Raw genomic sequence first — 21,064 nt, forward strand, 5'->3', positions numbered from 1 at the left:
CAAGTTTCGGCAGTTGCCCTCCTGGCCACAATCGAACGCTTGCGCCGGATCGTGACAGAACAGCGCGATTTCATGACGCCGGGGATGTTTCCTGGTGCCGGAACCGGGCGCGGTATTGCGCGGGAGTCACGCCGAGGCGTTCCCTGAAGACGATCCGCATGCGGTCCGCGGTCCCGAAACCGCAGTCGTATGCCACGGTCTTCAATGGCAGGTCGCTGCTTTCCAGGACCTTGCGGGCCGCGTCGATCCGTGCCCGCAGGACGAACTCGTGCGGGGTGATTCCGGTTTCCTGGACGAAATGGCGGATCAGGTTGCGCGGACTCATGTCTGCCACGCCTGCAAGCGACTTGAGCGCGTGCCGCTGGGCGGGATGCGCCGCGACGTGTTGCTGGACGAGCGCCACTGATGACGTGGGGTCGACGGGAGGCGTGAGATAGGGGCTGAACTGGGATTGGCCGCCCTGGCGCTGCGCCACCACGACGAGCCGCTTGGCGACGGCCACGGCCACCTCCGGCCCATGACGCTGACCGACCAGCGCCAAGGCAAGGTCGATCCCGGCCGTGACGCCGGCAGACGTGATGAGTCGGCCGTCGCGGACATAAATCGAATCGGCTTCGACTTTCGCTTCGGGGAACATGCGTGCCAGCTGGGCGGCACTCTGCCAGTGGGTCGTGACCCTCCGGCCATCGAGCAGGCCGGCATGGCCGAGCACGAACGCGCCCGTGCAGATCGAACCGTAGGTCATCGACCTGCGCGGCGCTTCCCCCACCCACTCCAGAAGTTCGGCATCGGGCGCCGCGTCCGGCAGCTCCGGCCCGCCAGCCACCAGGATGATGTCGAAGTCGCGTCGCGCCTCCTCGAACGTCATGTCGGCCACCACCAGCATGCCGCCGGATGTCCGCAGCGGCTTGCGATCCGCTGCAACCAGGACTGTCCTGTAATGATCCCCGGCCTGAACATGGCCGTTTGCCTCGGCAAACACGTCGACCGGCCCGGCGACGTCCAGCGCCTGCACATGCTCGTGTATTGCGATCGCGATCGTAAGTATCGCCACGTGGCCTCCGCTTCCCGGTAAAGGGATCAGGCTCATTTGCCTGTAAATGAGCCTGACCCATTTACACCTGCAAGGACAGGTTGATCAGATACTTCTCGCCGGCGATCCGTAGCGGCTGTAGCAGGCCGGCGTGGAGATGATCGATGCCATCGACGGCCGCGACGCTGGCGACCCGGGCCGGAGAGCGCCAAGGCCGGCGGTGGGAGGATGACGGCGGTCATCCAGTTGGCCATCGTCCCGGTTCCACCGTTCGGGAAGGCAACAAAAAGCCCCTGAAAACAGGGGCTTTTCGACTACCGATCTGGTGGGCGGTGCAGGGATCGAACCTGCGACCCTTGCCGTGTGAAGGCAATGCTCTACCGCTGAGCTAACCGCCCCGAACAGGGCGCGAAGTATACGATATTGCACCCGGGATGTGGCAAGGCCCCCGCGGGTTCAGGCCGTTGCTCGCGGAACGCGCCGTTCCCCGGTCCGGGGCCAAGCGTGCCGCAGCTCTTCCACCGTGCGGGCATGGTCGCGCAGCGTGGACAGCGCTTCCGATGCCAGGCTGGCACCCGGGCCACCGGCGTCGGCCGTGCGCTGGTACAGGCGGATCGCGCTGGCGTGGCTGCGCGCCATGTGGCGCAGCCAGGCGCGGTCATAGGCCGCTCCCTGGTGGCCGTCGAGTGCACGCAGGGTCTTGCGCTGCTGGTCGTCGGGTTCGGGGACGTCGAAGCCACCGGCTTCGGCCAGGCGCCGGTTGAGCTCGCCGTGGTCGTGCTCCAGCTCCTGTGCGAAGCGTCGCAGCTCCGCCGATGCGCCGCGCAGCTGCGCGGAACGGGCGGCCTCAACCTCACCGGTGCCGCTTTGCAGCGCCTGCTCGAAGAATGAGCCCGATGCACGCTTGCCGGTCGGGCGATTGTTGAACGCTTTCCAAGCCGCGACGCCGGCGCCGGCGAGCATGGCGAGTCGGATGGCTTTGAAGATCATGGGGGACTCCTTCGGGGGTGGGGGCGTGGCGGCAGCACAGCAATCCCCGGGTTGGGCAGGCGTGAAGACGGTCGGGCTTCACCGCTGTCTCACCGCGCCACGCCTAACGTCGACCACCCGCCCTCACTGCTGCGAGGCCACCATGGCGCGACCGATCTGGACCGGCACCCTGAGCTTTGGCCTGCTGAACGTGCCGGTGTCGCTGATGTCCGGCGAGCGGCGCGTGGACCTCAGCTTCCGCATGCTGGATTCGCGCGACAACCGGCCTGTGCGCTACGAACGGGTGAACGCCGACACCGGCGAAGAGGTGCCCTGGAAAGACGTGGTCAAGGCCTTCGAATACGACAAGGGCAGCTACGTGGTGCTGGAGAAGGACGACATCCGCTCGGCGGCCTCGGAGAGCCACGAGACGGTGGAGGTGGAGAGCTTCATCGACGCCTCGGAGATCCCGCCGGCGTTCTTCGAGAAGCCCTACATCCTGGTACCCGCGAAAAAGGCCGAGAAGGGCTACGTGCTGCTGCGCGAAACCCTGCGCGACACCGGCAAGGCCGGGATCGCGCGGGTGGTGGTGCGCACCCGCGAATACCTGTGCGCGGTACTGCCGCAGGGCGATGCCCTGATCCTGATGCTGCTGCGCTATCCGCAGGAGATCGTGGATCCCGCGGATCACAGGCTGCCGGAAGGCACCACCGGTGATTACCGGATCAGCGAGAAGGAGCGGGAAATGGCCAAGCAGCTCATCGAGTCGATGAGCGGCGAGTGGGATCCGTCCGGCTACAAGGACGAGTTCCGCGAGCGCCTGGAAAAGGTCATCCGCGACCGGATGAAGTCGCAGGGCGTGGTGTCGAAGCCCGACGACGAAGAGCGCGACGTCCCGGAGGACGCGACCACCAACGTGGTCGACTTCATGGCGCTGCTGGAGAAGAGCATCGGCAGCAAGCGGCGGACGCCGGCCAAGAAGGCTGCGAAGGCGGCGAAGAAGGCGGCCGGCAAGGGGGATGCCAGGCCATCGGCCAAGGCTGCGAAGAAATCCTCGGCGAAGACCGCAAAAAAGACGACGAAGAAAGCCGCGAAGAAGACCGCGAAGAGCGCATGACGTGACCTGCACGCGACGATGACGTTGTGGCAACGACGGCGGCGCTAGCGTCGCCAGCGAAGAGCCAGTCCGGCGGAGGATTCGATGGCGACGAAGAAAGCAGCGAAGAAGACGGCAAAGAACGCCGCGAAGGGCGGCGGCGCGGAGCGCACCGTTGAACGCCAGCGCGACATCCAGCAACAGGCGGACCAGGCCGCGAAGCGCGCGAAGAAAAAGGCGCCGGCGAAGAGTCGCTTGCCAGCAATCTGCTCGGCCGCGGCATCCGCGTGAACTGCGTGGCCCCGGGGGCGGTGTGGACGCCGCTCAATCCCGCCGACAAGGCGGCGCCGGACGTCGCCGACTTCGGCAAGGACAGCGACATGGGACGCCCCGCGCAGCCGGAAGAGCTGTCGCCGGCCTATGTGTTCCTGGCCTCGCCGGTGATGTCCTCGTACGTGAACGGCGCGATCCTGCCGGTGATGGGCGGGCCGCGCGGTTGAACCCGCCGGTCGACGCCCGGCCCCGTGCCGCGGACTCAGACCAGCCGTTGGATGCCGTGGACCAGGACGTACAGGATGCCGCCAATCAGCGCGCCCACCGCAGTGCCGTTGTAGCGGATGAACTGCAGGTCCGAGCCGACGGCAAGCTCCAGTTCGCGAGTGAGTTCGTCAGCGCTCCACTGGCGCACGCGTTCGACGATGAACCCGCGGATGCCTTCGCGATAGCGCTCCACCTCGGGCAGGATCAGGTCGACGATGCCGCCGTTGATCCACGCCCGCATGTCGTCGTCGGCCGCCAGCCGGGCGCCGATCTCGGCGCCAACGCTGGCGGTGCGCGCCGCGATGGCCGAATCCTCGCGCTGCACGTCTTCGCGGATCCAGGTGCCCAGGTCCTGCCACAGGCTGCGCAGGTAGCGTGAGAGGTCGGAGTCCTGGATCAGCTGGTCGCGGAACCGGTTCACGCGCTCCTGCAGGCCCGGGTCGTCTTCCAGGCGCAGGATCAGGCGCTCGAATTCGACGCCGATGCGCTGGCGCATTTCATGGTCGCGATCGGTGGCCATGTCGTTGAGCATCCCGCTCATGCCGGCGACCAGCTTGTCGGCGACCTTGTCGGCCACCACGCCCTCCAGCTTCAGGTAGCGCAGCACGTTCCACAGCTCGCGCGAGGCCATTTCGGAAATGCGCTCGTGGGTGCCGGGCGCGGCCAGCACTTCGCCCGCATACGCGAGGCCCGCATCGACCAGCGCCTGATGGCGCCCCTCGTCGGTCAGCTGGCGAAGCACCACCGCGACCACGCCCGACAGGTCGACCTGGCGCAGGCGGGCTTCTGCGATGCGGTGCAGGAAGCGGTGCAGTTCTTCGCTGTCGAGGGCATCGAGGATCCGGGGCAGGGCGTTGGCCACCGCACGCCCCATGGTCTGCGAGAACGCGGAGTCCGCGAGCTTGGTCGCGATGGAGCCCGCGAGGTCCATCGTCTGCAGCTTGTCCGCCACCTGGCGGGTGCCGAGGAAGTTGTCGCTGATGAAGTCTGCAAGGCTGGCGCCCAGCGCGTCCTTCTTCGAAGGGATGATCGCGGTGTGCGGGATCCAGCCCATGCCCAGCGGATGGCGGAACAGCGCGACCACCGCGAACCAATCGGCCAGCCCGCCCACCAGCGCCGCCTCGAACACCGCGGCCATGAAGCCGAAGGCCCAGTGCGGATGCGTGCGTTCCAGCACCGAGACCACCGCAAGCGCGAGCCCGGCGAACACCAGCAGGCCCAGTGCGATGGCCTTGCGCCGGCGCAGTGCGGCTTCGCGGGGGTCGAGGACGGGGGGCGGCATCGGCACAGATTAGCGCGGGTGGCGGACCCCCGGGTCGGCCCTCATTGCGGCGTCGGTCCGGCGGGGGATATCGTGGCCCGAAGCCGGTCCGGAGTCATCCATGAAGGCATTCCACGCGATCCTCCTTGGCGCCCTGCTGGCCGGCTGCTCGACGACCAGCGTCGTGCACCAGCCCTACACCGCCGCCGACAACCAGAAGTACTCGTTCGAAATCAAGAACAACGGCGACGCGGACGCCGAGGGCCTGGGGACGCTTGAGCGGCACCTGGGGCAGAAGCTCAGGGAACGCGGCCTGTTCGCCGACGGTGGCGACGCCGTGCGGGTCGAGGTGACCCTGACGCACTTCCGCCTCCGTTCGGACGGCGCGCGGCTCTGGGCCGGCATCATGGCGGGGCGCGACAAGGTCGCCAGCACGGTTCGCCTGCTGGCGCCGGACGGGCGCGTCGTGGGCCATTTCGACGTTGAAACCTTCAACGCCTCGGCATGGCTGACATCGGCCGGGCTGCTGGAGAACCACGCCACCGAGATCGTCGACCGGCTGCAATGAAGCAGGAAAAAGGCCTGTGTTTTACCCCCGTGTCGTCGCGCAGGCCATCCGGTTCAGTCAGCAGCCACCGCCTCCACCAATCGACCTGATGGTCCAGCGGCCGCTCGCCTGCTCGACCAGGACATAGTTCCACTGCTCGTAGGCGATGCCTTCCAGCAGGAACTCCGGCGTGCCATCCCCGTTAAAATCCCCGGCGGCGCGAAACGTGTAGTGGGTAGGCATGCTGTCGCAATCGGCGCATGCGGTCTGGAAGTCGAGCAGCCGTGTCTGCCAGGGCGCTTCTCGCTCACGCCCTACAACGGCAAGCAGGCTGCTGAGCAATTCGCCCGAAGTATCGGTTGACGATGACGCCAGCAACGCGATCTCGCGCCCGGTGTCATCGGCGAAGACATGCACGCCTTCGCCGTGCGCCATCATGCGGGCAAGGCGGTGGCGGGACTGGGCTCCCGCGCCAGGACTGTCCGCCAATGCCTGCCGCAGCGCGGTAAGTACTTGGTCCGAAACGGTGCGCGGGAGGAGGCGCGAGTTGGCATTGACGTCGATATTGGCAAGCACGGCACCGTGCTCTCCGATCCCGGCGAGGTCGCCAGTGAGCGTGAGTCGAGGAGGTTCGGTACATCCAGCGGTGTTGTCGTTGGGAATGTGTCCCGCGACCTCGATGTCACCGATGGGTTGCCCGTCCACGTAGGCACGCAAGCGTCCCTTGGGAACAACCTCCTCGTTGTCGCGTGCCCGGGAAATCCATGCGTAGCTGTACTCGCCTTCGACCTGCGAGGGCACGACAAACATCGCCGCGGGTATCTGCTGCTCATGCAGGGACGCCGGCGCCTTCGCCGCACCGCAGGCCGTGGCCAGCAATGCAGCAAGAAAAGAAAGAGCTCTCATGATCCGCTCCGGTCCGGGATTGCCGCGGTGCTGGCGCAGTCGAACGATGCCGCACCGATGGCCGCGTAGAGGCAGGATGGAACCTGCGAACGGCAAACCAACGGCAAACGATCCGGCCGTCGGATAAAGAAAAAGGGCCTGCACTGCTGCAAGCCCTTCGATTCGCAATGGTGGCCGGGGAGGGAATCGAACCCCCGACACGGGGATTTTCAATCCCCTGCTCTACCAACTGAGCTACCCGGCCACTGGCGAGCCCGGAATGATACGGCAGCGGCTGCAGGTGAGGCAAGACCGTATCGGGGCTGAACGCTGCTTGCGATCGTGGCGGTGGCGGCATCCGGCAGGGTTCATGATCGGAGCGGTAAAAACATGCCGCGCGGCGGCAGGAGGACATCATGCAAGGCAGGATCTTCGCGGCAGCCGCCGTGCTGGGCGGGCTGCTGGCACTGGGTGGCTGCGCCACCGGCTCGGGAATGAGCGACGCTGAAAAGCTTGCCAGCTACGAAGCCGCCGCCGGGGAACCGGTGAAAAGCTTCACCTACCTCGGCCGCATCAGCGGCTGGACGCCCTTGGACGAACACAATATCGCCGTGTGGACCCGGCCGAAGGAAGCCTGGCTACTCGGTTTCAGCGGCCCATGCCTCGACATCGAGTACACCCCGGCCATCAGCCTCACCAACCAGACCGGGCGCGTCTACGCGGGCTTCGACAAAGTGATCGTGCACAACCGGTCCTCGATGCAGATGCCGTGCCGGATCACCCGGATCCGCCCGCTTGATACGGCACGGATCAAGGCTGCCGAAAAGGCCGCGCGGGACGAGGCTCAGGCCGCGCCTTCGGGAACGTAGCCGGCCGGCTTGTCGGCGCCGCCGCCGAACAGGAACTTTTCCATCTCGCGCTCGAGGAACGCGCGGTGCTCGGGATCCATCGGCGACAGGCGGTTCTCGTTGATCAGCATCGTCTGGTGCGCAAGCCAGGCCGCCCAGGCGGTCTGGCCGATGCCGGCGAACACACGCTTGCCGAGTTCGCCCGGCCATGGCACGAAGGCCAGGCCCTGGACCTCGCGCTTCTCGTATTCGCAGTAAACGGTGCGGCTCACGGTTGATTCTCCTGGTCGGGGGCGAACTGCGCCTGGAGCAGCGTCCTGACCGGTGCCGGGATACCGAGCCCGGCAAGTGCGTCGCGGGACACCCAGCGCAGGTCGTCATTGTCGCGCACCCGGCTTGAAGGGGCGACCGCGGACCAGCGGCGGGGATGCATGTTGAAGCGGTAGTGGCTGAAGGCGTGCGCGATCGTGGCCAGGGTTTCGCCGCGGCCGTGGTCGCCGTCGAAATTCGCCCGCAGCCAGTCGTGCGCGCCGGCTTCGTCCGTGGCTTCGGGAAGCGACCACAGCTGCGCCCAGACGCCGGCGGGGGGGCGGCGCTGGAGCAGGATGCGACCTTCGGCGTCGCGCACGAGCAGCAGCAGGGCCTCGCGGGTGGGCAAGGGCTTGCCGGGCTTCGGCGTGGGCAGTTCGTCGCTGCGCCCCTGCGCGTGAGCCGTGCATCCGGGGTGCAGCGGGCAGGCGCCGCATGCCGGGGAGTGGCGGGTGCAGAGCGTGGCGCCCAGATCCATCTGGGCCTGGGTGTAATCGGCCAGGCGGGTGTCGGGCAGGTGCTCCTGCGCCAGCTGCCAAAGTCGCCTTTCGATGGCGGTCAGGCCCGGCCAGCCGTCGACACCGTGGTAGCGGGCAAGGACGCGCTTTACGTTGCCGTCGAGGATGGCGAAACGGTCGCCCCAGGCCTGGGCGAGGATGGCGCCCGCGGTGCTGCGGCCGATGCCCGGCAGGGCGAGCAGGGCGTCGAAGCTGCGAGGCAGTTCGCCGCCGTGCTGTTCCGCACAGCTGCGTGCGGCGTCATGCAGATTGCGGGCGCGTGCGTAGTAGCCGAGCCCCGACCAGAGGGCGAGGACGTCGTCGCGCGGCGCGGCGGCGAGTGCCGACACCGTCGGCAGTGCGGCGATGAAGCGTTCGAAATACGGCAGCACCACGCGCACCTGGGTCTGCTGCAGCATGATCTCCGACAGCCAGACGCGGTAGGGCGTGCGCGGATGCTGCCAGGGCAGGTCATGGCGCCCGTGGACATCGAACCAGTCAAGCAGGGGCGCGGCGAAGGCGTCGCAGGCATCGGTCCCGGCATGCGCGTTCATTGCGCGTCACCCGGATCGATGCTGATTTCAACGCCATGCAGCGTGCCGCCGGGGACCTCGATCCGCGGCGCGCTGGCGCGCGCACGGAGCGGTGGCAGCGGGGATCCGGCAGCCGCGGCATCCATCCACTCGAGGACGTCGAACGTGCGCGCGTCTATTTCGGCGCGTGCCTCGTCGCGCGAAAGTCGCAGGTTGGCTGGATCGGCCAGGTCCATCGCGCCGGCGTAGTCGAGCGAGAAGGCGAGCGGCGAGGTCGACGTGCCCAGCGGCGCCGGCAACGCCGGCCATGCTTCGGGCCACTCGGCCATCGCACCCTCGAGTTCCAGCAGCAGTGCCCGCCCGAGGGCGGCGCGGCCGTGGGCATGGAAGGTTGGCACGACGCCATCGCCACGCAGGGCAACGCCGAGTGGAACCAGTGTCCAGCTGCCGTTGCGCAGGCGCAGGGGGCCGTGTGCGCCAAGGGCGAAGACAAACGGTTCGCCGTCGCCGCGGAATTCCGCGTGGGCGCCAAGGCGCAGGGGCGTGACGTGCACGCGACCGTCCGTGATCCGCAGCGGCCCGGAGGCGGTGACGAATGCGGGCAGCGACCAGTCCGCGTGCTCCACGCGCACCCGTCCGCGCACGCCGATGCCGACGCCGTTCGCGGGTTTGCTTGCGGCCAGGTGCAGGTTGAAGTGGATCCGCGCGGGCGACGCGATGGCGAGGCTGCCGCGGGCGTGGGCGGCCAGCGGCGCATCGGCGCGGAAGCCGGGCAGTCGCAGCTGCAGGCCCTGCAGTTCCCAGCCGTCGGCGAACACGCGGCCGTCGCGCACGGTCACGCCATCGGACAGCGAAGGCAGGCCACCTTCGCCCGGCGGGCGCGAGGCCAGCCACGCCTGCAGTCGTGGCAGGTCGAGGACGGGAGCGTCGAGTTCGATGCGCTCAAGCGCCAGCGGCGCGCCGCGCGTGCGCACGGTTGACCACGGCAGCGCGACAAGGACGCGCGACGCACGCAGCAGCGGTTCGGCGTCGCCGGGCTGGCGAACCACGACACCGTGTACTTCCAGCATCGGCGTGCCGCGCAGGCGGTAGCGCGCTTCGCCTTCGAAGCTGATGTCCAGGCCAAGGCCGTCGCCCACGCCGCCGAGTACCAGGCGTGCCAGGCGCTGCGGCTGCATCACAAGCGCCGCCGCCAGTACGACGAGCAGCAGCGCGATCCCGGCGATGCCTGCGGCGAGCGCGAGCCCGCGACGCAGCCTCACGCCCCCAGCGCCTCCGGCAGCAAGGCGTCGACGAAAGCCTCGGCGTCGAACACGCGCAGGTCTTCGGGGCGCTCGCCGATGCCGGCGAAGCGGATCGGGATGTTGAACTCGCGCGCCAGTGCGAACAACACGCCGCCCTTGGCAGTGCCGTCGAGCTTGGTCACCACCAGGCCGGTGACCCCGGCGGCGGCATGGAAGTGACGCAGCTGGCTGATCGCGTTCTGGCCGGTGGTGCCGTCGATCACCATCAGCACTTCATGCGGTGCGCCGCCGTCGGGCTTGCCCAGCACGCGCTTGATCTTCGACAGTTCGGCCATCAGGCCCTGCTGCGTATGCAGGCGGCCGGCGGTGTCGGCGATCAGGATGTCGGTGCCGCGCGCGCGCGCGGCCTGCAGGGCGTCGAAGGCCACCGAGGCGGCATCGGCGTCCTGGCCCTGGGCGATCACGGTCACGCCGTTGCGTTCGCCCCAGGCCTGGAGCTGGGCCACGGCGGCGGCGCGGAAGGTGTCGCCGGCGGCCAGCATCACCCCGCGGCCCTCGTCCTTGAAGCGCTTGGCGAGCTTGCCGATGGTGGTGGTCTTGCCAACGCCGTTGACGCCGACGGTCAGGATCACGAAGGGCCTGTTGGCGGGGTCGATGACCAGGGGACGCGCGACCGGCTCGAGGAGTGCGATGAGGTCGGCGCGCAGGGCGGTGCGCAGCGCAGGGACGTCCGCGAACTCGCGTGCCTTCATGCGCTTGCGCAGGGATTCGACCAGGCCGGTGGTCGCGGCGACGCCGACATCGGCGGTGATCAGCGCGGTTTCGATTTCGTCGAGGAGGTCGTCGTCCAGGCGCGGGTTGCGCGCGAACAGGCCGCCGAGGCCACGGGCGATGCCGCTGCCGCTGAGGCGCTCGCGCCAGCCGGTTTTTCCGGGGGCGGCGGCGGGCTTTTCCTGCGTGGTCGACGAGGTATCGGTTCCGGAGGAGGGTTCCACGAGGGCCGGAGGGGCATTCGCCGCCATAGCGGCTCCCACAAGGGGGGTGGTGGGGGCGGGGTCCGGCATTGGAGTCGGCGGGAGGGGCTGCGACATCGGCGGCGGCGGCACCGGGGCCGGGTCGGCGGCGGCGCCCATGGCCCTCGCGGCTTCGATGGCCTCTGCGGCGGCGCTTGATGCGCTTGACGCAGCGCCGTCGTCTTTCCCCTGCTTGGCCTTGTCGGCGTCGGGTTTCCAGCGGCGGAAGAAGCTGACCATCGCGAATCGGACCAGGCAAGAAAGGGGGAGGGTGCGCGTCGACGCGCAAGCGCGGACAATGCCGCGTCATGATATCACCGGCCTCCCGAACTCCCAGGCGCGCCGCGCCCTCCGGCAGCGTGCGCATCATCGGCGGCCGCTGGCGTGGATCGAAGCTGCCGGTGGCGTCCGCGCCTGGGCTCCGGCCGACGTCCGACCGCGCCCGGGAGACCCTGTTCAACTGGCTGCAGCCGATGCTCGCCGGCGTGCGCGTGCTGGACCTGTTCGCCGGCAGCGGTGCCTTGGGACTTGAGGCGCTGTCGCGTGGCGCGGGCGAGGCATTGCTGGTCGAGCGTGACCCGGCGCTGGCGGAGTCGCTGCGCGAAACCTGTGCGCGCCTCGGCACGGGCGGGGCCGCGACGGTGCTGCGGGCCGATGCGCTGGAGCTGCTGCGCGCGCCGCTGCACGGCCGCTTCGACCTGGTGTTCATCGACCCGCCATTCGCCGATGGTCCGTGGGATGGAGTGATGGCAGGCCTGGAGCCGTGGCTGGCCCCCGATGCGTGGCTCTACCTGGAGTCGCCGCCAGGCATGCAGGTCGCGCCGGGAGCGGGCTGGCGCCTGCACCGTGAATCCGGGACCCGCGACGCCCGCCACGCACTTTTCCGCCGCGGGGCCACGGGCTGAACCGGCACTGCGTGGCGCTGATACACTCCGGCTGGCCCCAGCATCCCAACCACGGCACAGCCACGGCATGAGCACAGCCAGAAACAGGATCGCGGTCTATCCAGGCACGTTCGATCCGATCACCAACGGCCACGTGGACCTGGTCGACCGCGCCGCGCCGCTGTTCGAGAGGCTGATCGTGGGCGTTGCCGAAAGCCCGGCCAAGGGCCCGGCGCTGTCGCTCGACCTGCGGGTCGAGCTTGCACGCGGGGCGCTGGCCTCGCACCGCAACGTCGAAGTCATGGGCTTCAATTCGCTGCTCGCCCATTTCGTGGCCGAAGTCGGCGGCGGCGTGCTGCTGCGCGGCCTGCGCGCGGTGTCGGACTTCGAGTACGAATTCCAGCTTGCGAGCATGAACCGCCACCTGATACCCGAGGTGGAGACGCTGTTCCTGACGCCGGCGGAGCAGTACGGCTTCATTTCCTCCTCGCTGGTGCGGGAGATCTCCCGCCTTGGCGGCGATATCTCGGGATTCGTACCCGCGGCGGTGGCCCAAGCGCTGCAGGCCGAATGGCGACGCGAGCTAGACTGATCACAACCACCATCACCGAATACCTGGGGACACAGAAATGAAGACCATCACCCGACTCGTGCTGACCGCCTGCCTTGCCCTGCCGCTGCTTGCCGCCTGCAAAAAGGAAGAGGCCGTGGTCGCGACCGTGGCAGCGCCGCTGACCGCCCCCGCCACCGCCGACGACAGCGCCTGGCGCGACTACGTGTCCGACGTGGTGACCCGGAACATGGACGGCATCGCCAACCAGCCCTATGTGTACTACCTGCCTGCGAGCACCGGTGATGAAGATGCCGACGCGGGTTCCTACGGCCGGTTGCAGGAGAAGGCCAGCTCGGACGTGGCGCGCGGCATCGTGCGCGGCAACATGCTTGCCTACGCGTCCTCGGACTCGTCGAAGATGGCCGACATCATCGTGCAGGCGTTCGCGGACGTCTCGCCCGACACCATGAAGGGCGTGCGCGTGGTGTTCATCGGCGCCGCCGCCGACCGCGACCGCGTGGCCACGGCTGTGGCTCACTCGGGCGTGGAATTCGTGTTCGTCGAAGCCAGGTAAGGCGTCGCCGCGCTGCCGCCGCCGGCCGTCCAGGCCCGGCGGCGGACCGCGCGTGCAGGGTCTACAATGGCCCGATGGCACTGCGCATCAACGAGCTCTGCATCAACTGCGACGTCTGCGAACCGGCCTGCCCGAACGACGCGATTTCGCAGGGCGAAACCATCTATGTGATCGACCCCGCGCGCTGCACCGAGTGCGTGGGGCATTTCGATGAAGCGCAGTGCGTGGTGGTGTGCCCGGTCGAATGCATCGATCCGGACCCCGACATCCCCGAATCCCACGACCAGCTGCTTGCGAAACTGATGCGGCTGAAGGAGCAGGCCGCATGAACACCACCACATTGCTGCGTCACGCGGCGCTGTTGCTTGCGTTCGCGCTGGCGCCGGCCGTTGCACTGGCCGGCGGCGACTCGTCGGCCGCGACCGCTCCCGCATCCACGGCTCCGGCCGCGCATCCGCCAGGGGCCGCGATCGCGTCCGCGCACGCGCTGGCCACCGACGCCGGGATGGCGGTGCTGGCCGACGGCGGCAACGCCTTCGACGCCGCGATCGCGGTGTCCGCGGTGCTTTCGGTGGTCGAGCCGATCAGCTCGGGCATCGGCGGCGGCGGCTTCTTCCTGCTGCACGATGCCGCGGCCGGCCGCGATGTGTTCCTTGATGCGCGCGAGACGTCGCCGGCGGCGGCGACGCCCGAGCGCTATCTCGATGCCGAGGGCGGCTTCGACCGCGACCGGGCCACCAACGGCGCCTGGTCGGCCGGCATCCCCGGCCTACCGGCCGCCTTCGTGCACCTGCAGCGGAACTACGGCAGGCTGCCGCTTTCGCGCACGTTGGCGCCGGCGATCCGCATCGCGCGCGAGGGTTTCCCGGTATACGCGCGCATGGCCCGCGGCTATGCGGCGCGCAGCGCGGTGATGGAGCGTTATCCCGGCACGCGCGAGGTCTACCTGGCTGCCGGCCGCCCGATCGCGGAGGGCGACGTCTTCCGCCAGCCAGACCTGGCGCGGACGCTTGAACTGCTGGCCGAAAAGGGCTTCGACGGCTTCTACCGCGGCGACGTGGGCGCGAAGCTGGTGGCGGGCGTCAACGCCGAAGGCGGCGCCTGGACCGCCGACGAGCTTGCCGCGTATCGCGTGCTTGAACGTGACCCGGTCCGCTTCCGCTACCACGACTGGGACATCGTGACCGCGCCGCCGCCGTCGTCGGGCGGGATCGCACTGGCGCAGATGCTGCAGATCCTGGCGCCGTATGACCTGGACGCGCTGCCGGAATCCGAGCGTACCCACCTGGTGGTGGAGTCGATGCGCCGCGCCTACCGCGACCGCACTTTCTACCTCGGCGACCCGGACTTCGTGGAAGTGCCGCAGCGCCTGCTCACCAGCGCCGACTACGCCGCCGGCCTCCGCTCCACGATCCATCCCGGCAAGGCCACGCCCAGCGAGCTGCTGTCCGGCGCGCCGACGCCGCTCGAGGATGACGAAACCACGCATTTCTCGATCATCGACGCCGAGGGCAACCGGGTCGGCGCCACGCAGACCGTGAACCTGCTGTACGGCTCGGGCCTGGTGGCGCCGGGAACCGGCGTGCTGCTCAACAACGAGATGGACGACTTCGCGCTCAAGCCGGGCACGCCCAACGCCTTCGGCGTGATGGGCTACGACGCCAACGCGCCGGAGCCGGGCAAGCGCATGCTGAGCTCGATGACGCCGACCTTCATGGTCTCCGACGACAAGGTCGCCGTGCTCGGCACGCCCGGCGGCAGCCGCATCATCACCATGGTGCTGCTGGGGGTGCTGGGCTATGACGCGGGCCTGTCGGCGGCCGACGTCGCCGCGCTGCCGCGCTACCACCACCAGTGGATGCCCGACGCGATCCAGGCCGAGGGCGGCACCTTCGACGCCGCCACCGCGCAGGCCCTGCGCGCCATGGGCCACGTGGTCCAGCGCCCCGAGGACGAAGCGACCGACGGCCGCCGCTCCAGCGACGTCTGGGGCAACTTCCAGACCGTGGCCTGGGACATCGCCAACAACCGCCTCGAAGCCGGCACCGACCCCCGCAACCCCGTAGGCAAAGCCCAGGTCCAGCCCAACGAAGCACCCCCGCAGTAGGAGCAGCTAGCTGCTCCTACAAAAGAGCCGGGTTGCGTCGCGGCTGGCCGGGTCGCAGCCGCACAAGGAGTCCTGACGTGAAACTCTGGTCGATCGAAGGCAATACCCAGCGCCTGGACGGTGGTTCCATGTTCGGCAACGCGCCGCGGGCGATGTGGTCGAAGTGGATGACGCCGGACGACGCCAATCGCATCCCGCTGGCCACGCGCGCGCTGCTCGCGACGCCGCTCAACGGCCGCACGGTGCTGTTCGAGACCGGCATCGGCGCCTTCTTCGAGCCGAAGCTGCGCGAGCGCTACGGCATCGGCGGCGAGGGCCACGTGCTGCTGGACTCCCTGCGCGAGGCGGGCTTCAGCCATGAGGACATCGACGTGGTGGTGCTCAGCCACCTGCACTTCGACCATGCCGGCGGCCTGCTGTCGGCCTGGAAGGAAGGCGCGGAGCCGGAGCTGCTGTTCCCCAACGCCACCTTCGTCATCGGCCGCGAGCAGTGGCAGCGCGCACATGATCCGCATCCGCGCGACCGCGCCAGCTACATCCCTGGACTGCTGCCGCTGCTTGAGGCAAGCGGCCGCGTGGAGCTGGTCGACGGCGATCGCACGCCGGCGCTGGGCGACGCGGTGCGCTTCCACTGGAGCCACGGCCATACCCCGGGAATGATGCTGGCCGAGGTGCTGGGCCCCGAGTTGCGCGATGACGGCCACCACGGCGGCGTGGTGTTCTGCGCCGACCTGGTGCCCGGGATGCCCTGGGTGCACGTGCCGATCACCATGGGTTACGACCGCTGTGCGGAGACCCTGATCGACGAAAAGCAGGCCTTCCTGGAAGACAAGCTGGCGCGCAACGTGCACCTGTTCTTTACCCATGATCCGACCCATGCGATGGCTCAGCTTGGACGCGATGAGCGCGGGCGCTTTGTCGGCGCGCATCAGATCGCGCGACTGCAGGCGAGGAGCCTCGGCGCCGCGGGCTGAGCTTCAGCCGCCGCCGCCCCGTCGCAGCAGCAGCCAGGCGAGGCGCAGGGCGACCAGGGTCGTGGTCGCGGCAATGAGCCAGGGCAGCCAGACCCGCCATGCGTCGCGCGCGCGCCCCGTAGCCGTGGGCGGCCCCGGCGCGGATGGTGGCTCCGCCGGACTGGCTGCGGCCCTGGCGTGTGCCGGGGGCGTTCGCCGGGAGGCAGGCTCCGGCGGCCGGGGAGGGGCCGGACCCAGCTGCACGGCCGGAAGTGCCAGGCGATAGCCCTCGCCGTAGATCGTCTGCAGCACGTGCCCCGAGCTGTCACCCAGCGCGGTGCGCAGCCGCCGCATCACTTTCGAGACCGCGCTGTCGAGTACCGCATCCGCGTCCGGCCATGCCTCCGCGGTCAGCGTCGCGCGCGGCACCACGCGCTCCGCGTGGCGCAGCAGGCATTCCAGCACCACCAGCGCACGGGCATCGAGCTCGCGCGTGCGGCCGTCGGCGTGCAGGCGCCTGAGCGCGGGTTCCAGCCGGTAGCGGCCGAACAGCCAGGTCCCAGCCATCTGCGCGGGCCCTGGTGCGGGCCCGCCGCCAATCGGCGGAACGTTCGACGTCAGCGATGGAGTGGCCACACCGCAGGGCAACGCGGGGAACAGCGCGGTGCGGACACCCGCGGCCGGCAGTGCCGGACGTGCCGACGGCTGGAATCAGGCGCGGGTGCCGAAGATCTTGTCGCCAGCGTCGCCGAGGCCGGGGAGGATGTAGCCGAGATCGTTGAGGCGTTCGTCGACGGAGGCGGTATAGACCTCGACGTCCGGATGGCGGGCTTCGAGTGCGCGCAGGCCTTCGGGCGCGGCCACCAGGAACAGGCCCTTGATGCGCGTGCAGCCGGCGGCCTTGAGCATGTCGACGGTGGCGATGAGGGTGCCGCCGGTGGCGAGCATCGGATCGAGCACCAGTGCGGTGCGGTCGGCCATGTCGCCGACCAGGTTCTCGTAATAGGGCACGGCGTCCAGCGTGCTTTCGTCGCGCTTGATGCCGACCACGCCGACCTTGGCGGCCGGGATCAGCTCCAGCACGCCGTGCAGCATGCCAAGGCCCGCGCGCAGGATCGGCACCAGGGTGACCTTGCGGCCCTTGATGCGGCGTACGCGCACCGGCCCGGCCCAGCCCTCGACCTCGGCGTCTTCGCATTCGAGGTCGGCCGTGGCCTCGTAGGTCAGCAGCGCGGCGACCTCGCCGGTGAGCTCGCGGAAGGTCTTGGTGCTGTTGTCGGCACGGCGCATCAGGCCGAGTTTGTGCTGGACCAGCGGGTGGCGGACTTCGACGATTTTCATGGGGAAGAGTCTAGCGCGTGGCGGGCATGTGACTGCGGTAACCGGATTGAAACAAGCCGGTAATACCGTGTGCACCCATCGATCACACCTTGAGTCTTCCCGCCGTGACCAAGCGCCATCCGCTGCACCTTGCCATCGCCACCACCCTGGCCCTGAGCGCCTCCGGCGCAGCCATGGGCCAGGAGGCACCATCCGCCCCGGCGCCCGCCGAAAGCCCCACCGCGGCCGCGCTTGATGCAGTGAACTTTGAAGCCATCGAGGTCCGCGGCCAGTTCGAGTCGCAGATGCGTGCCATCGACTTCAAGCGTGCGTCGGACGCCATCCAGGACACGGTGTCCGCCGACTCCATGGGCCAGTACCCGGACCAGAACGTCGGCGAGTCGCTGTCGCGCCTGCCCGGCATCAGCGTCACCCGCGACCAGGGCGAGGGCCGCTACGTGGTGATCCGCGGCCTGGATGCGGCGCAGAACTCGGTGATGGTGGACGGCATCGGCATGGGTACGCCAGAGGACAGCAGCCGCGCCGCGCCGCTGGACGTGATCCCCTCGGACTCGACCGAGCGCCTGACCGTGGTCAAGGCCCCGACCCCGGACATGCCGGGCGATTCGCTGGGCGGCATGATCCTGGTCGAGTCGGCGTCGGCCTTCGACCGCAACGGTCGCGACATGCGCCTGAAGGCCGAGGCCAGCCACCAGAACCTCAGCGGCGAGACCAGCCCCAAGGCTGCGTTCAATTTCAGCGACGTCTACAACGACACCTTCGGTGTGGCCTTCGGCCTGAGCTGGCAGGACCGCGATTACGAGAGTGACAACATCGAGGTCGAATACGACGACCAGTTCGAGGACGTCACCGGCGACCGCCTGACCCCGGTCGAGATCCAGCAGCGCAAGTACACGATCAACCGCGAGCGCACCGGCGTGAACCTCAACCTGGACTGGCGCCCGGACCATGACAACCAGTACTACCTGCGCACGCTGTATACCGACTTCACCGATGCCGAGACCCGCCAGAACCACATCATCCCGGTGGGCGAGGGCGACATTGCCGGTTACGACGGCGAAAGCTGGACGGTGGAGGGCATTTCCGCCGACGACTTCGGCCGCCGCCTGCGCTACCGCACCAAGGAAGAAGACACCTTCACCACCAGCGTGGGCGGCATGAACCGCCGCGGCAACGCGCAGTTCGACTACCAGCTCGGCTATACCAAGGCCCGCGAGCGCGTGGACGACGAGGTCGAGATGCGCTTCGAGTACCTGGGCGAGGACGACATGTCTGTCCGCGTAGGCCCGGGCCGGCTGCCGTCGTTCGACGTCATCGACCCGGCCGGTGGCGATGCATGGCTGCGCAACGCCAACTACGGCCTGGACCGTCTGGTGGTGGCGCCCAAGCAGGTGGACGACGAGTCGCTGAGCGCGAAGTTCGACTTCACCTGGACCGGCGAGGCGGTGACGCTCAAGAGCGGCTTCCTGGGACGCTGGCGCGATCGTGACGTCAACGTCGACGAGGCCGAATACCGCATCGGGCCGGATATCGACCTGGGCGGCTGGACCACGGGCTCGCCCGGCTACCGCCACGGTGACATGGGCGACGGCCTGTCCTCGGGCGCCATGCGCCGCTTCCTGCGCGACAACCGCGGCGCGTTCTCCGCGCGCCCCGGCGACGTGGGCGCGAACACCATGATCTCGCTGGTCGAGGACTACACCGCGAGCGAAGACGTGCTCGCCGCCTACCTGATGGGCACGATGGACTTCGGCAACCTGCGGGTGATCGCCGGTGCGCGCGTTGAGCGCACCGAGTTCGACGCCACTGGCTGGATGGTCGACCTGGACGAAGACGGCGAACTCACCGCCAGCCCGACCTCGGCCTCGAGTTCCTACACCAGCGTGCTGCCGGGCCTGCACCTGCGCTACGACACCGGCAACGACTGGGTGCTGCGCGGCGCGGTCACCAAGACCGTCGCCCGCCCGACCTTCGGTGACATCTCGCCGCGCGCAAGCATCAACCGCGACGACGAAGAGGTCAGCCTGGGCAATCCGCAGCTCGATCCATACGAGTCGCTGAACTTCGACCTGTCGTTCGAGCGCTACATCGGTGAATCGGGCATCTTCTCCGCGGGCATCTTCCACAAGTCGATCGACGGCTACATCGTCGAGACTTGGACCGACAGCGACCCCGCGTTCCCGGGCTTCGACGTCACCACCCCGATCAACGGCGAGGATGCCGAGGTGTTCGGCGTCGAACTCAACTGGCAGCAGAAGCTCGACTTCCTGCCGGGTGCCTGGAGTGGCCTGCTGGTCGGCCTGAGCGGTACGTGGCTTGACACCGAATTCGTCGCCGGCACCGAAAAGTACGCGCTGCCGCTGTCGTCAGAGCGCCTGTACAGCGCCCACATCGGCTGGGAGAACGAGCGCATCAGCACGCGACTGGCAGCGGTGCACCGCAGCGAATACCTGGACGAAATCGGTGACGACGCCCGCTACGATCTCTGGGTCGCGCCCAACACCCAGCTCGACTTCAGCCTGGACTACAAGGTCGCGGACAACTGGGGCCTGTACTTCGAGGCGTCCAACCTGCTTGACGAACCGCTGGAGCTCTACCAGGGCTCGAGCGACTTCACGCTGCAGAACGAGCTTTACGGACGCAGCTACACGCTTGGCGTCAAGGTCAACTTCTGAGGATGCACGCAATGCATGACGTCACCAACCGCCGCGCCGGCTGGCGCGTACTGGCCGCCGGCACCCTGGCGCTTTCGCTCGCTGCCTGCGGTGCCGGACAGGAGCCGGCCGATGCCGCGGGCACAGGCACCCCGGCCGAGGACGTGGAGGACCGCGCCGACCGCGCCCGCGAGGCCGCGCGCACCGATGGCGTGACCGAAGCGGCGGCCGTGCCCGAAGCCTTCGCCACGCCGATGACGCCGGAGGACAACATCGATTCGGTCGCGAGCTGGACCGGGCCCGATGGCCAGGTGCTGCTGCTCGCCACCGCCAAGTCCACCCACCGGCTGGTGGTGTATGACGGCGCCACCGGTGCGCTGGTACGCCACGTTGGCGAGCGCGGCGCGGGCGCGGGGCAGTTCGACCGCCCCAACGGCATCGCCGTGGCCGACGACCTGGCCTTCGTGGTCGAACGCGACAACCACCGCGTGCAGGTGCTGCGCCTGCCCGGCATGGAGACCGTCGCCGAGTTCGGCGCCGACGTGCTGCAGCTGCCCTACGGCCTGTGGGTGAACCAGGTGGACGGTGGCTACGAGGTCTACGTCACCGACGCCTACATGGCCGGGGAAGACGCCGAGGGCGAGGACATCCTGCCGCCGCTGGCCGAGCTCGATCGGCGCGTCCACCGCTTCGCGTTCGCAGCCGCGGCTGATGGCGGCGGCTACCGCGCGAGTCACATCGCGGCCTTCGGCGACACCACGCCCGACGGTGCCCTGCGCGTGGTCGAATCGCTGTGGGGTGACCCCGCCAACGACCGCCTGCTGGTGGCCGAGGAGGACGAGACCTACGCCAACGAATTCAAGGTCTACGACCTGGCCGGCAGCTTCAGCGGCCGCACCATCGGCGGCGAATTCCTGCAGGCCCAGGCCGAGGGCATCATGCTCAAGACCTGTGCCGATGGCGGCGGCTGGTGGATCACCACCGAGCAGGGCAAGGGCCGCACCGCGTTCCATCTGTTCGAACGCGATTCGCTGGCGCACGCCGGCGCCGTCGCTGGCCCGACGGTGGCCAATACCGACGGCATCTGGCTGCACGACGTGCCGACCGCGCAATTCCCCGATGGCGTGCTGTACGCGGTGCATGACGACCAGGGCGCGGTGGCGATCAGCTGGAGCGACATCGCTTCGGCGCTGGCACTGCCTGCGTGCGCGCGCTGATGGCGG

The 21,064-nt window shown here is 68.9% G+C and carries 22 protein-coding genes, 2 tRNA genes and 1 pseudogene; 13 read left to right on the top strand and 12 right to left on the bottom strand.

The annotated features are described in order from the left end of the window. Nucleotides 1–70: 70 nt before the first annotated feature. From ACW7GZ_RS11730 to ACW7GZ_RS11740, 3 genes are all read right to left on the bottom strand, one after another. Nucleotides 71–1,090 carry a GlxA family transcriptional regulator gene (locus ACW7GZ_RS11730; protein ID WP_457009370.1) on the bottom strand — a complete coding sequence of 340 codons (1,020 nt, stop codon included), beginning with the start codon at nucleotides 1,088–1,090 and terminating at the stop codon, nucleotides 71–73. 266 nt (nucleotides 1,091–1,356) lie between these two features. Continuing rightward, nucleotides 1,357–1,431 (bottom strand) — tRNA-Val (locus tag ACW7GZ_RS11735). A gap of 58 nt (nucleotides 1,432–1,489) precedes the next feature. Next, complete coding sequence (locus ACW7GZ_RS11740) at nucleotides 1,490–2,023, bottom strand: DUF4142 domain-containing protein (protein ID WP_457002309.1); 534 nt, start codon at nucleotides 2,021–2,023, stop codon at nucleotides 1,490–1,492. A 142-nt stretch (nucleotides 2,024–2,165) separates the two neighbouring features. On the opposite strand from ACW7GZ_RS11740, the gene ku reads away from it, so the two are divergent. The 3 genes and pseudogenes from ku to ACW7GZ_RS11755 form a co-directional block, all read left to right on the top strand. Continuing rightward, entirely contained in the window at nucleotides 2,166–3,119 is a 954-nt protein-coding gene (gene ku, locus ACW7GZ_RS11745; protein WP_457002311.1) for a non-homologous end joining protein Ku, read from the top strand. Between the two features lie 84 nt (nucleotides 3,120–3,203). Then, nucleotides 3,204–3,389: a hypothetical protein gene (locus ACW7GZ_RS11750; protein WP_457002313.1), complete on the top strand. Its 186-nt coding sequence runs from the start codon at nucleotides 3,204–3,206 to the stop codon at nucleotides 3,387–3,389. Next, a pseudogene (locus ACW7GZ_RS11755) lies at nucleotides 3,347–3,598 on the top strand (SDR family oxidoreductase); the annotation flags it as partial. The gene ACW7GZ_RS11750 and the pseudogene ACW7GZ_RS11755, both read left to right, overlap by 43 nt. Nucleotides 3,599–3,633: 35 nt before the next feature. Here ACW7GZ_RS11755 and ACW7GZ_RS11760 read toward each other — a convergent pair. Further along, nucleotides 3,634–4,920, bottom strand: coding sequence for a DUF445 domain-containing protein (locus ACW7GZ_RS11760; protein WP_457002315.1), 1,287 nt, complete (start codon nucleotides 4,918–4,920; stop codon nucleotides 3,634–3,636). A 100-nt stretch (nucleotides 4,921–5,020) separates the two neighbouring features. Here ACW7GZ_RS11760 and ACW7GZ_RS11765 point away from each other — a divergent pair, with 100 nt between their 5' ends. Beyond that, a complete protein-coding gene (locus tag ACW7GZ_RS11765; protein WP_457002317.1) occupies nucleotides 5,021–5,467 on the top strand; it encodes a DUF4410 domain-containing protein in 447 nt (148 codons plus the stop codon). Between the two features lie 57 nt (nucleotides 5,468–5,524). On the opposite strand, the gene ACW7GZ_RS11770 is transcribed toward ACW7GZ_RS11765, so the two are convergent. Then, on the bottom strand, nucleotides 5,525–6,496 hold the full coding sequence (locus tag ACW7GZ_RS11770; protein WP_457002319.1) for a hypothetical protein: 972 nt from the start codon (nucleotides 6,494–6,496) through the stop codon (nucleotides 5,525–5,527). A 24-nt stretch (nucleotides 6,497–6,520) separates the two neighbouring features. After that, nucleotides 6,521–6,596, bottom strand: a tRNA-Phe gene (locus ACW7GZ_RS11775). 151 nt (nucleotides 6,597–6,747) lie between these two features. Between ACW7GZ_RS11775 and ACW7GZ_RS11780 the strand changes: the two genes are divergently transcribed. Then, complete coding sequence (locus tag ACW7GZ_RS11780) at nucleotides 6,748–7,200, top strand: DUF6491 family protein (RefSeq protein WP_457002321.1); 453 nt, start codon at nucleotides 6,748–6,750, stop codon at nucleotides 7,198–7,200. Here the strand turns inward: ACW7GZ_RS11780 and ACW7GZ_RS11785 are convergent. Genes ACW7GZ_RS11785 through ftsY form a run of 4 tightly spaced genes read right to left on the bottom strand, consistent with a single transcriptional unit; the run spans nucleotide 7,176 to nucleotide 11,015 of the window. Then, complete coding sequence (locus ACW7GZ_RS11785; protein WP_457009372.1) at nucleotides 7,176–7,451, bottom strand: oxidative damage protection protein; 276 nt, start codon at nucleotides 7,449–7,451, stop codon at nucleotides 7,176–7,178. The genes ACW7GZ_RS11780 and ACW7GZ_RS11785 overlap by 25 nt on opposite strands. After that, nucleotides 7,448–8,539, bottom strand: a complete 1,092-nt coding sequence (gene mutY, locus ACW7GZ_RS11790) for an A/G-specific adenine glycosylase (RefSeq protein WP_457002325.1) — start codon at nucleotides 8,537–8,539, stop codon at nucleotides 7,448–7,450. The genes ACW7GZ_RS11785 and mutY overlap by 4 nt, the downstream gene beginning before the upstream one ends. Beyond that, nucleotides 8,536–9,780 carry a hypothetical protein gene (locus ACW7GZ_RS11795; protein WP_457009374.1) on the bottom strand — a complete coding sequence of 415 codons (1,245 nt, stop codon included), beginning with the start codon at nucleotides 9,778–9,780 and terminating at the stop codon, nucleotides 8,536–8,538. The genes mutY and ACW7GZ_RS11795 overlap by 4 nt, the downstream gene beginning before the upstream one ends. Then, nucleotides 9,777–11,015: a signal recognition particle-docking protein FtsY gene (gene ftsY / locus ACW7GZ_RS11800; RefSeq protein WP_457009376.1), complete on the bottom strand. Its 1,239-nt coding sequence runs from the start codon at nucleotides 11,013–11,015 to the stop codon at nucleotides 9,777–9,779. The genes ACW7GZ_RS11795 and ftsY overlap by 4 nt, the downstream gene beginning before the upstream one ends. Before the next feature lie 68 nt (nucleotides 11,016–11,083). On the opposite strand from ftsY, the gene rsmD reads away from it, so the two are divergent. The 6 genes from rsmD (at nucleotide 11,084) to ACW7GZ_RS11830 (ending at nucleotide 15,867) form a co-directional block, all read left to right on the top strand. Continuing rightward, nucleotides 11,084–11,680, top strand: coding sequence for a 16S rRNA (guanine(966)-N(2))-methyltransferase RsmD (gene rsmD / locus ACW7GZ_RS11805; RefSeq protein ID WP_457009378.1), 597 nt, complete (start codon nucleotides 11,084–11,086; stop codon nucleotides 11,678–11,680). Between the two features lie 67 nt (nucleotides 11,681–11,747). After that, a complete protein-coding gene (gene coaD, locus ACW7GZ_RS11810; protein WP_457002330.1) occupies nucleotides 11,748–12,251 on the top strand; it encodes a pantetheine-phosphate adenylyltransferase in 504 nt (167 codons plus the stop codon). 37 nt (nucleotides 12,252–12,288) lie between these two features. Then, nucleotides 12,289–12,786, top strand: coding sequence for a hypothetical protein (locus ACW7GZ_RS11815; protein ID WP_457002332.1), 498 nt, complete (start codon nucleotides 12,289–12,291; stop codon nucleotides 12,784–12,786). Between the two features lie 74 nt (nucleotides 12,787–12,860). Continuing rightward, the gene (locus tag ACW7GZ_RS11820; protein WP_343255359.1) at nucleotides 12,861–13,115 is read left to right on the top strand and encodes a YfhL family 4Fe-4S dicluster ferredoxin; all 255 of its coding nucleotides are present in this window, start codon (nucleotides 12,861–12,863) and stop codon (nucleotides 13,113–13,115) included. Next, the gene (gene ggt, locus ACW7GZ_RS11825) at nucleotides 13,112–14,893 is read left to right on the top strand and encodes a gamma-glutamyltransferase (RefSeq protein ID WP_457009380.1); all 1,782 of its coding nucleotides are present in this window, start codon (nucleotides 13,112–13,114) and stop codon (nucleotides 14,891–14,893) included. Before ACW7GZ_RS11820 ends, ggt begins: the two co-directional genes overlap by 4 nt. A 77-nt stretch (nucleotides 14,894–14,970) precedes the next feature. Beyond that, a complete protein-coding gene (locus ACW7GZ_RS11830; RefSeq protein ID WP_457009382.1) occupies nucleotides 14,971–15,867 on the top strand; it encodes an MBL fold metallo-hydrolase in 897 nt (298 codons plus the stop codon). 3 nt (nucleotides 15,868–15,870) lie between these two features. Here ACW7GZ_RS11830 and ACW7GZ_RS11835 read toward each other — a convergent pair whose 3' ends face one another. Beyond that, complete coding sequence (locus tag ACW7GZ_RS11835) at nucleotides 15,871–16,413, bottom strand: winged helix-turn-helix domain-containing protein (protein WP_457009384.1); 543 nt, start codon at nucleotides 16,411–16,413, stop codon at nucleotides 15,871–15,873. 144 nt (nucleotides 16,414–16,557) lie between these two features. Further along, entirely contained in the window at nucleotides 16,558–17,187 is a 630-nt protein-coding gene (gene upp, locus ACW7GZ_RS11840) for a uracil phosphoribosyltransferase (RefSeq protein ID WP_457002340.1), read from the bottom strand. A gap of 104 nt (nucleotides 17,188–17,291) precedes the next feature. On the opposite strand from upp, the gene ACW7GZ_RS11845 reads away from it, so the two are divergent. Together ACW7GZ_RS11845 and ACW7GZ_RS11850 are read left to right on the top strand one after the other, a co-directional pair. After that, complete coding sequence (locus ACW7GZ_RS11845; protein WP_457009624.1) at nucleotides 17,292–19,862, top strand: TonB-dependent receptor; 2,571 nt, start codon at nucleotides 17,292–17,294, stop codon at nucleotides 19,860–19,862. An 11-nt stretch (nucleotides 19,863–19,873) separates the two neighbouring features. Continuing rightward, nucleotides 19,874–21,058: a phytase gene (locus tag ACW7GZ_RS11850; protein WP_457009386.1), complete on the top strand. Its 1,185-nt coding sequence runs from the start codon at nucleotides 19,874–19,876 to the stop codon at nucleotides 21,056–21,058. Nucleotides 21,059–21,064 lie beyond the last annotated feature (6 nt).

The sequence above is a fragment of the Luteimonas sp. A537 genome (assembly GCF_054052065.1).

What these genes read in the sequence shown, in the direction of transcription:
- rsmD (WP_457009378.1), top strand. Translation starts at nt 11,084, where the DNA reads ATGATATCACCGGCCTCCCGAACTCCCAGGCGCGCCGCGCCCTCCGGC.
- ACW7GZ_RS11850 (WP_457009386.1), top strand. Translation starts at nt 19,874, where the DNA reads ATGCATGACGTCACCAACCGCCGCGCCGGCTGGCGCGTACTGGCCGCC.
- ACW7GZ_RS11760 (WP_457002315.1), bottom strand. Translation starts at nt 4,920, where the DNA reads ATGCCGCCCCCCGTCCTCGACCCCCGCGAAGCCGCACTGCGCCGGCGC.
- ACW7GZ_RS11750 (WP_457002313.1), top strand. Translation starts at nt 3,204, where the DNA reads ATGGCGACGAAGAAAGCAGCGAAGAAGACGGCAAAGAACGCCGCGAAG.
- ACW7GZ_RS11780 (WP_457002321.1), top strand. Translation starts at nt 6,748, where the DNA reads ATGCAAGGCAGGATCTTCGCGGCAGCCGCCGTGCTGGGCGGGCTGCTG.
- ggt (WP_457009380.1), top strand. Translation starts at nt 13,112, where the DNA reads ATGAACACCACCACATTGCTGCGTCACGCGGCGCTGTTGCTTGCGTTC.
- mutY (WP_457002325.1), bottom strand. Translation starts at nt 8,539, where the DNA reads ATGAACGCGCATGCCGGGACCGATGCCTGCGACGCCTTCGCCGCGCCC.
- ACW7GZ_RS11815 (WP_457002332.1), top strand. Translation starts at nt 12,289, where the DNA reads ATGAAGACCATCACCCGACTCGTGCTGACCGCCTGCCTTGCCCTGCCG.
- ku (WP_457002311.1), top strand. Translation starts at nt 2,166, where the DNA reads ATGGCGCGACCGATCTGGACCGGCACCCTGAGCTTTGGCCTGCTGAAC.
- ACW7GZ_RS11820 (WP_343255359.1), top strand. Translation starts at nt 12,861, where the DNA reads ATGGCACTGCGCATCAACGAGCTCTGCATCAACTGCGACGTCTGCGAA.
- upp (WP_457002340.1), bottom strand. Translation starts at nt 17,187, where the DNA reads ATGAAAATCGTCGAAGTCCGCCACCCGCTGGTCCAGCACAAACTCGGC.
- ACW7GZ_RS11835 (WP_457009384.1), bottom strand. Translation starts at nt 16,413, where the DNA reads ATGGCTGGGACCTGGCTGTTCGGCCGCTACCGGCTGGAACCCGCGCTC.
- ftsY (WP_457009376.1), bottom strand. Translation starts at nt 11,015, where the DNA reads ATGGTCAGCTTCTTCCGCCGCTGGAAACCCGACGCCGACAAGGCCAAG.
- coaD (WP_457002330.1), top strand. Translation starts at nt 11,748, where the DNA reads ATGAGCACAGCCAGAAACAGGATCGCGGTCTATCCAGGCACGTTCGAT.
- ACW7GZ_RS11730 (WP_457009370.1), bottom strand. Translation starts at nt 1,090, where the DNA reads ATGAGCCTGATCCCTTTACCGGGAAGCGGAGGCCACGTGGCGATACTT.
- ACW7GZ_RS11740 (WP_457002309.1), bottom strand. Translation starts at nt 2,023, where the DNA reads ATGATCTTCAAAGCCATCCGACTCGCCATGCTCGCCGGCGCCGGCGTC.
- ACW7GZ_RS11765 (WP_457002317.1), top strand. Translation starts at nt 5,021, where the DNA reads ATGAAGGCATTCCACGCGATCCTCCTTGGCGCCCTGCTGGCCGGCTGC.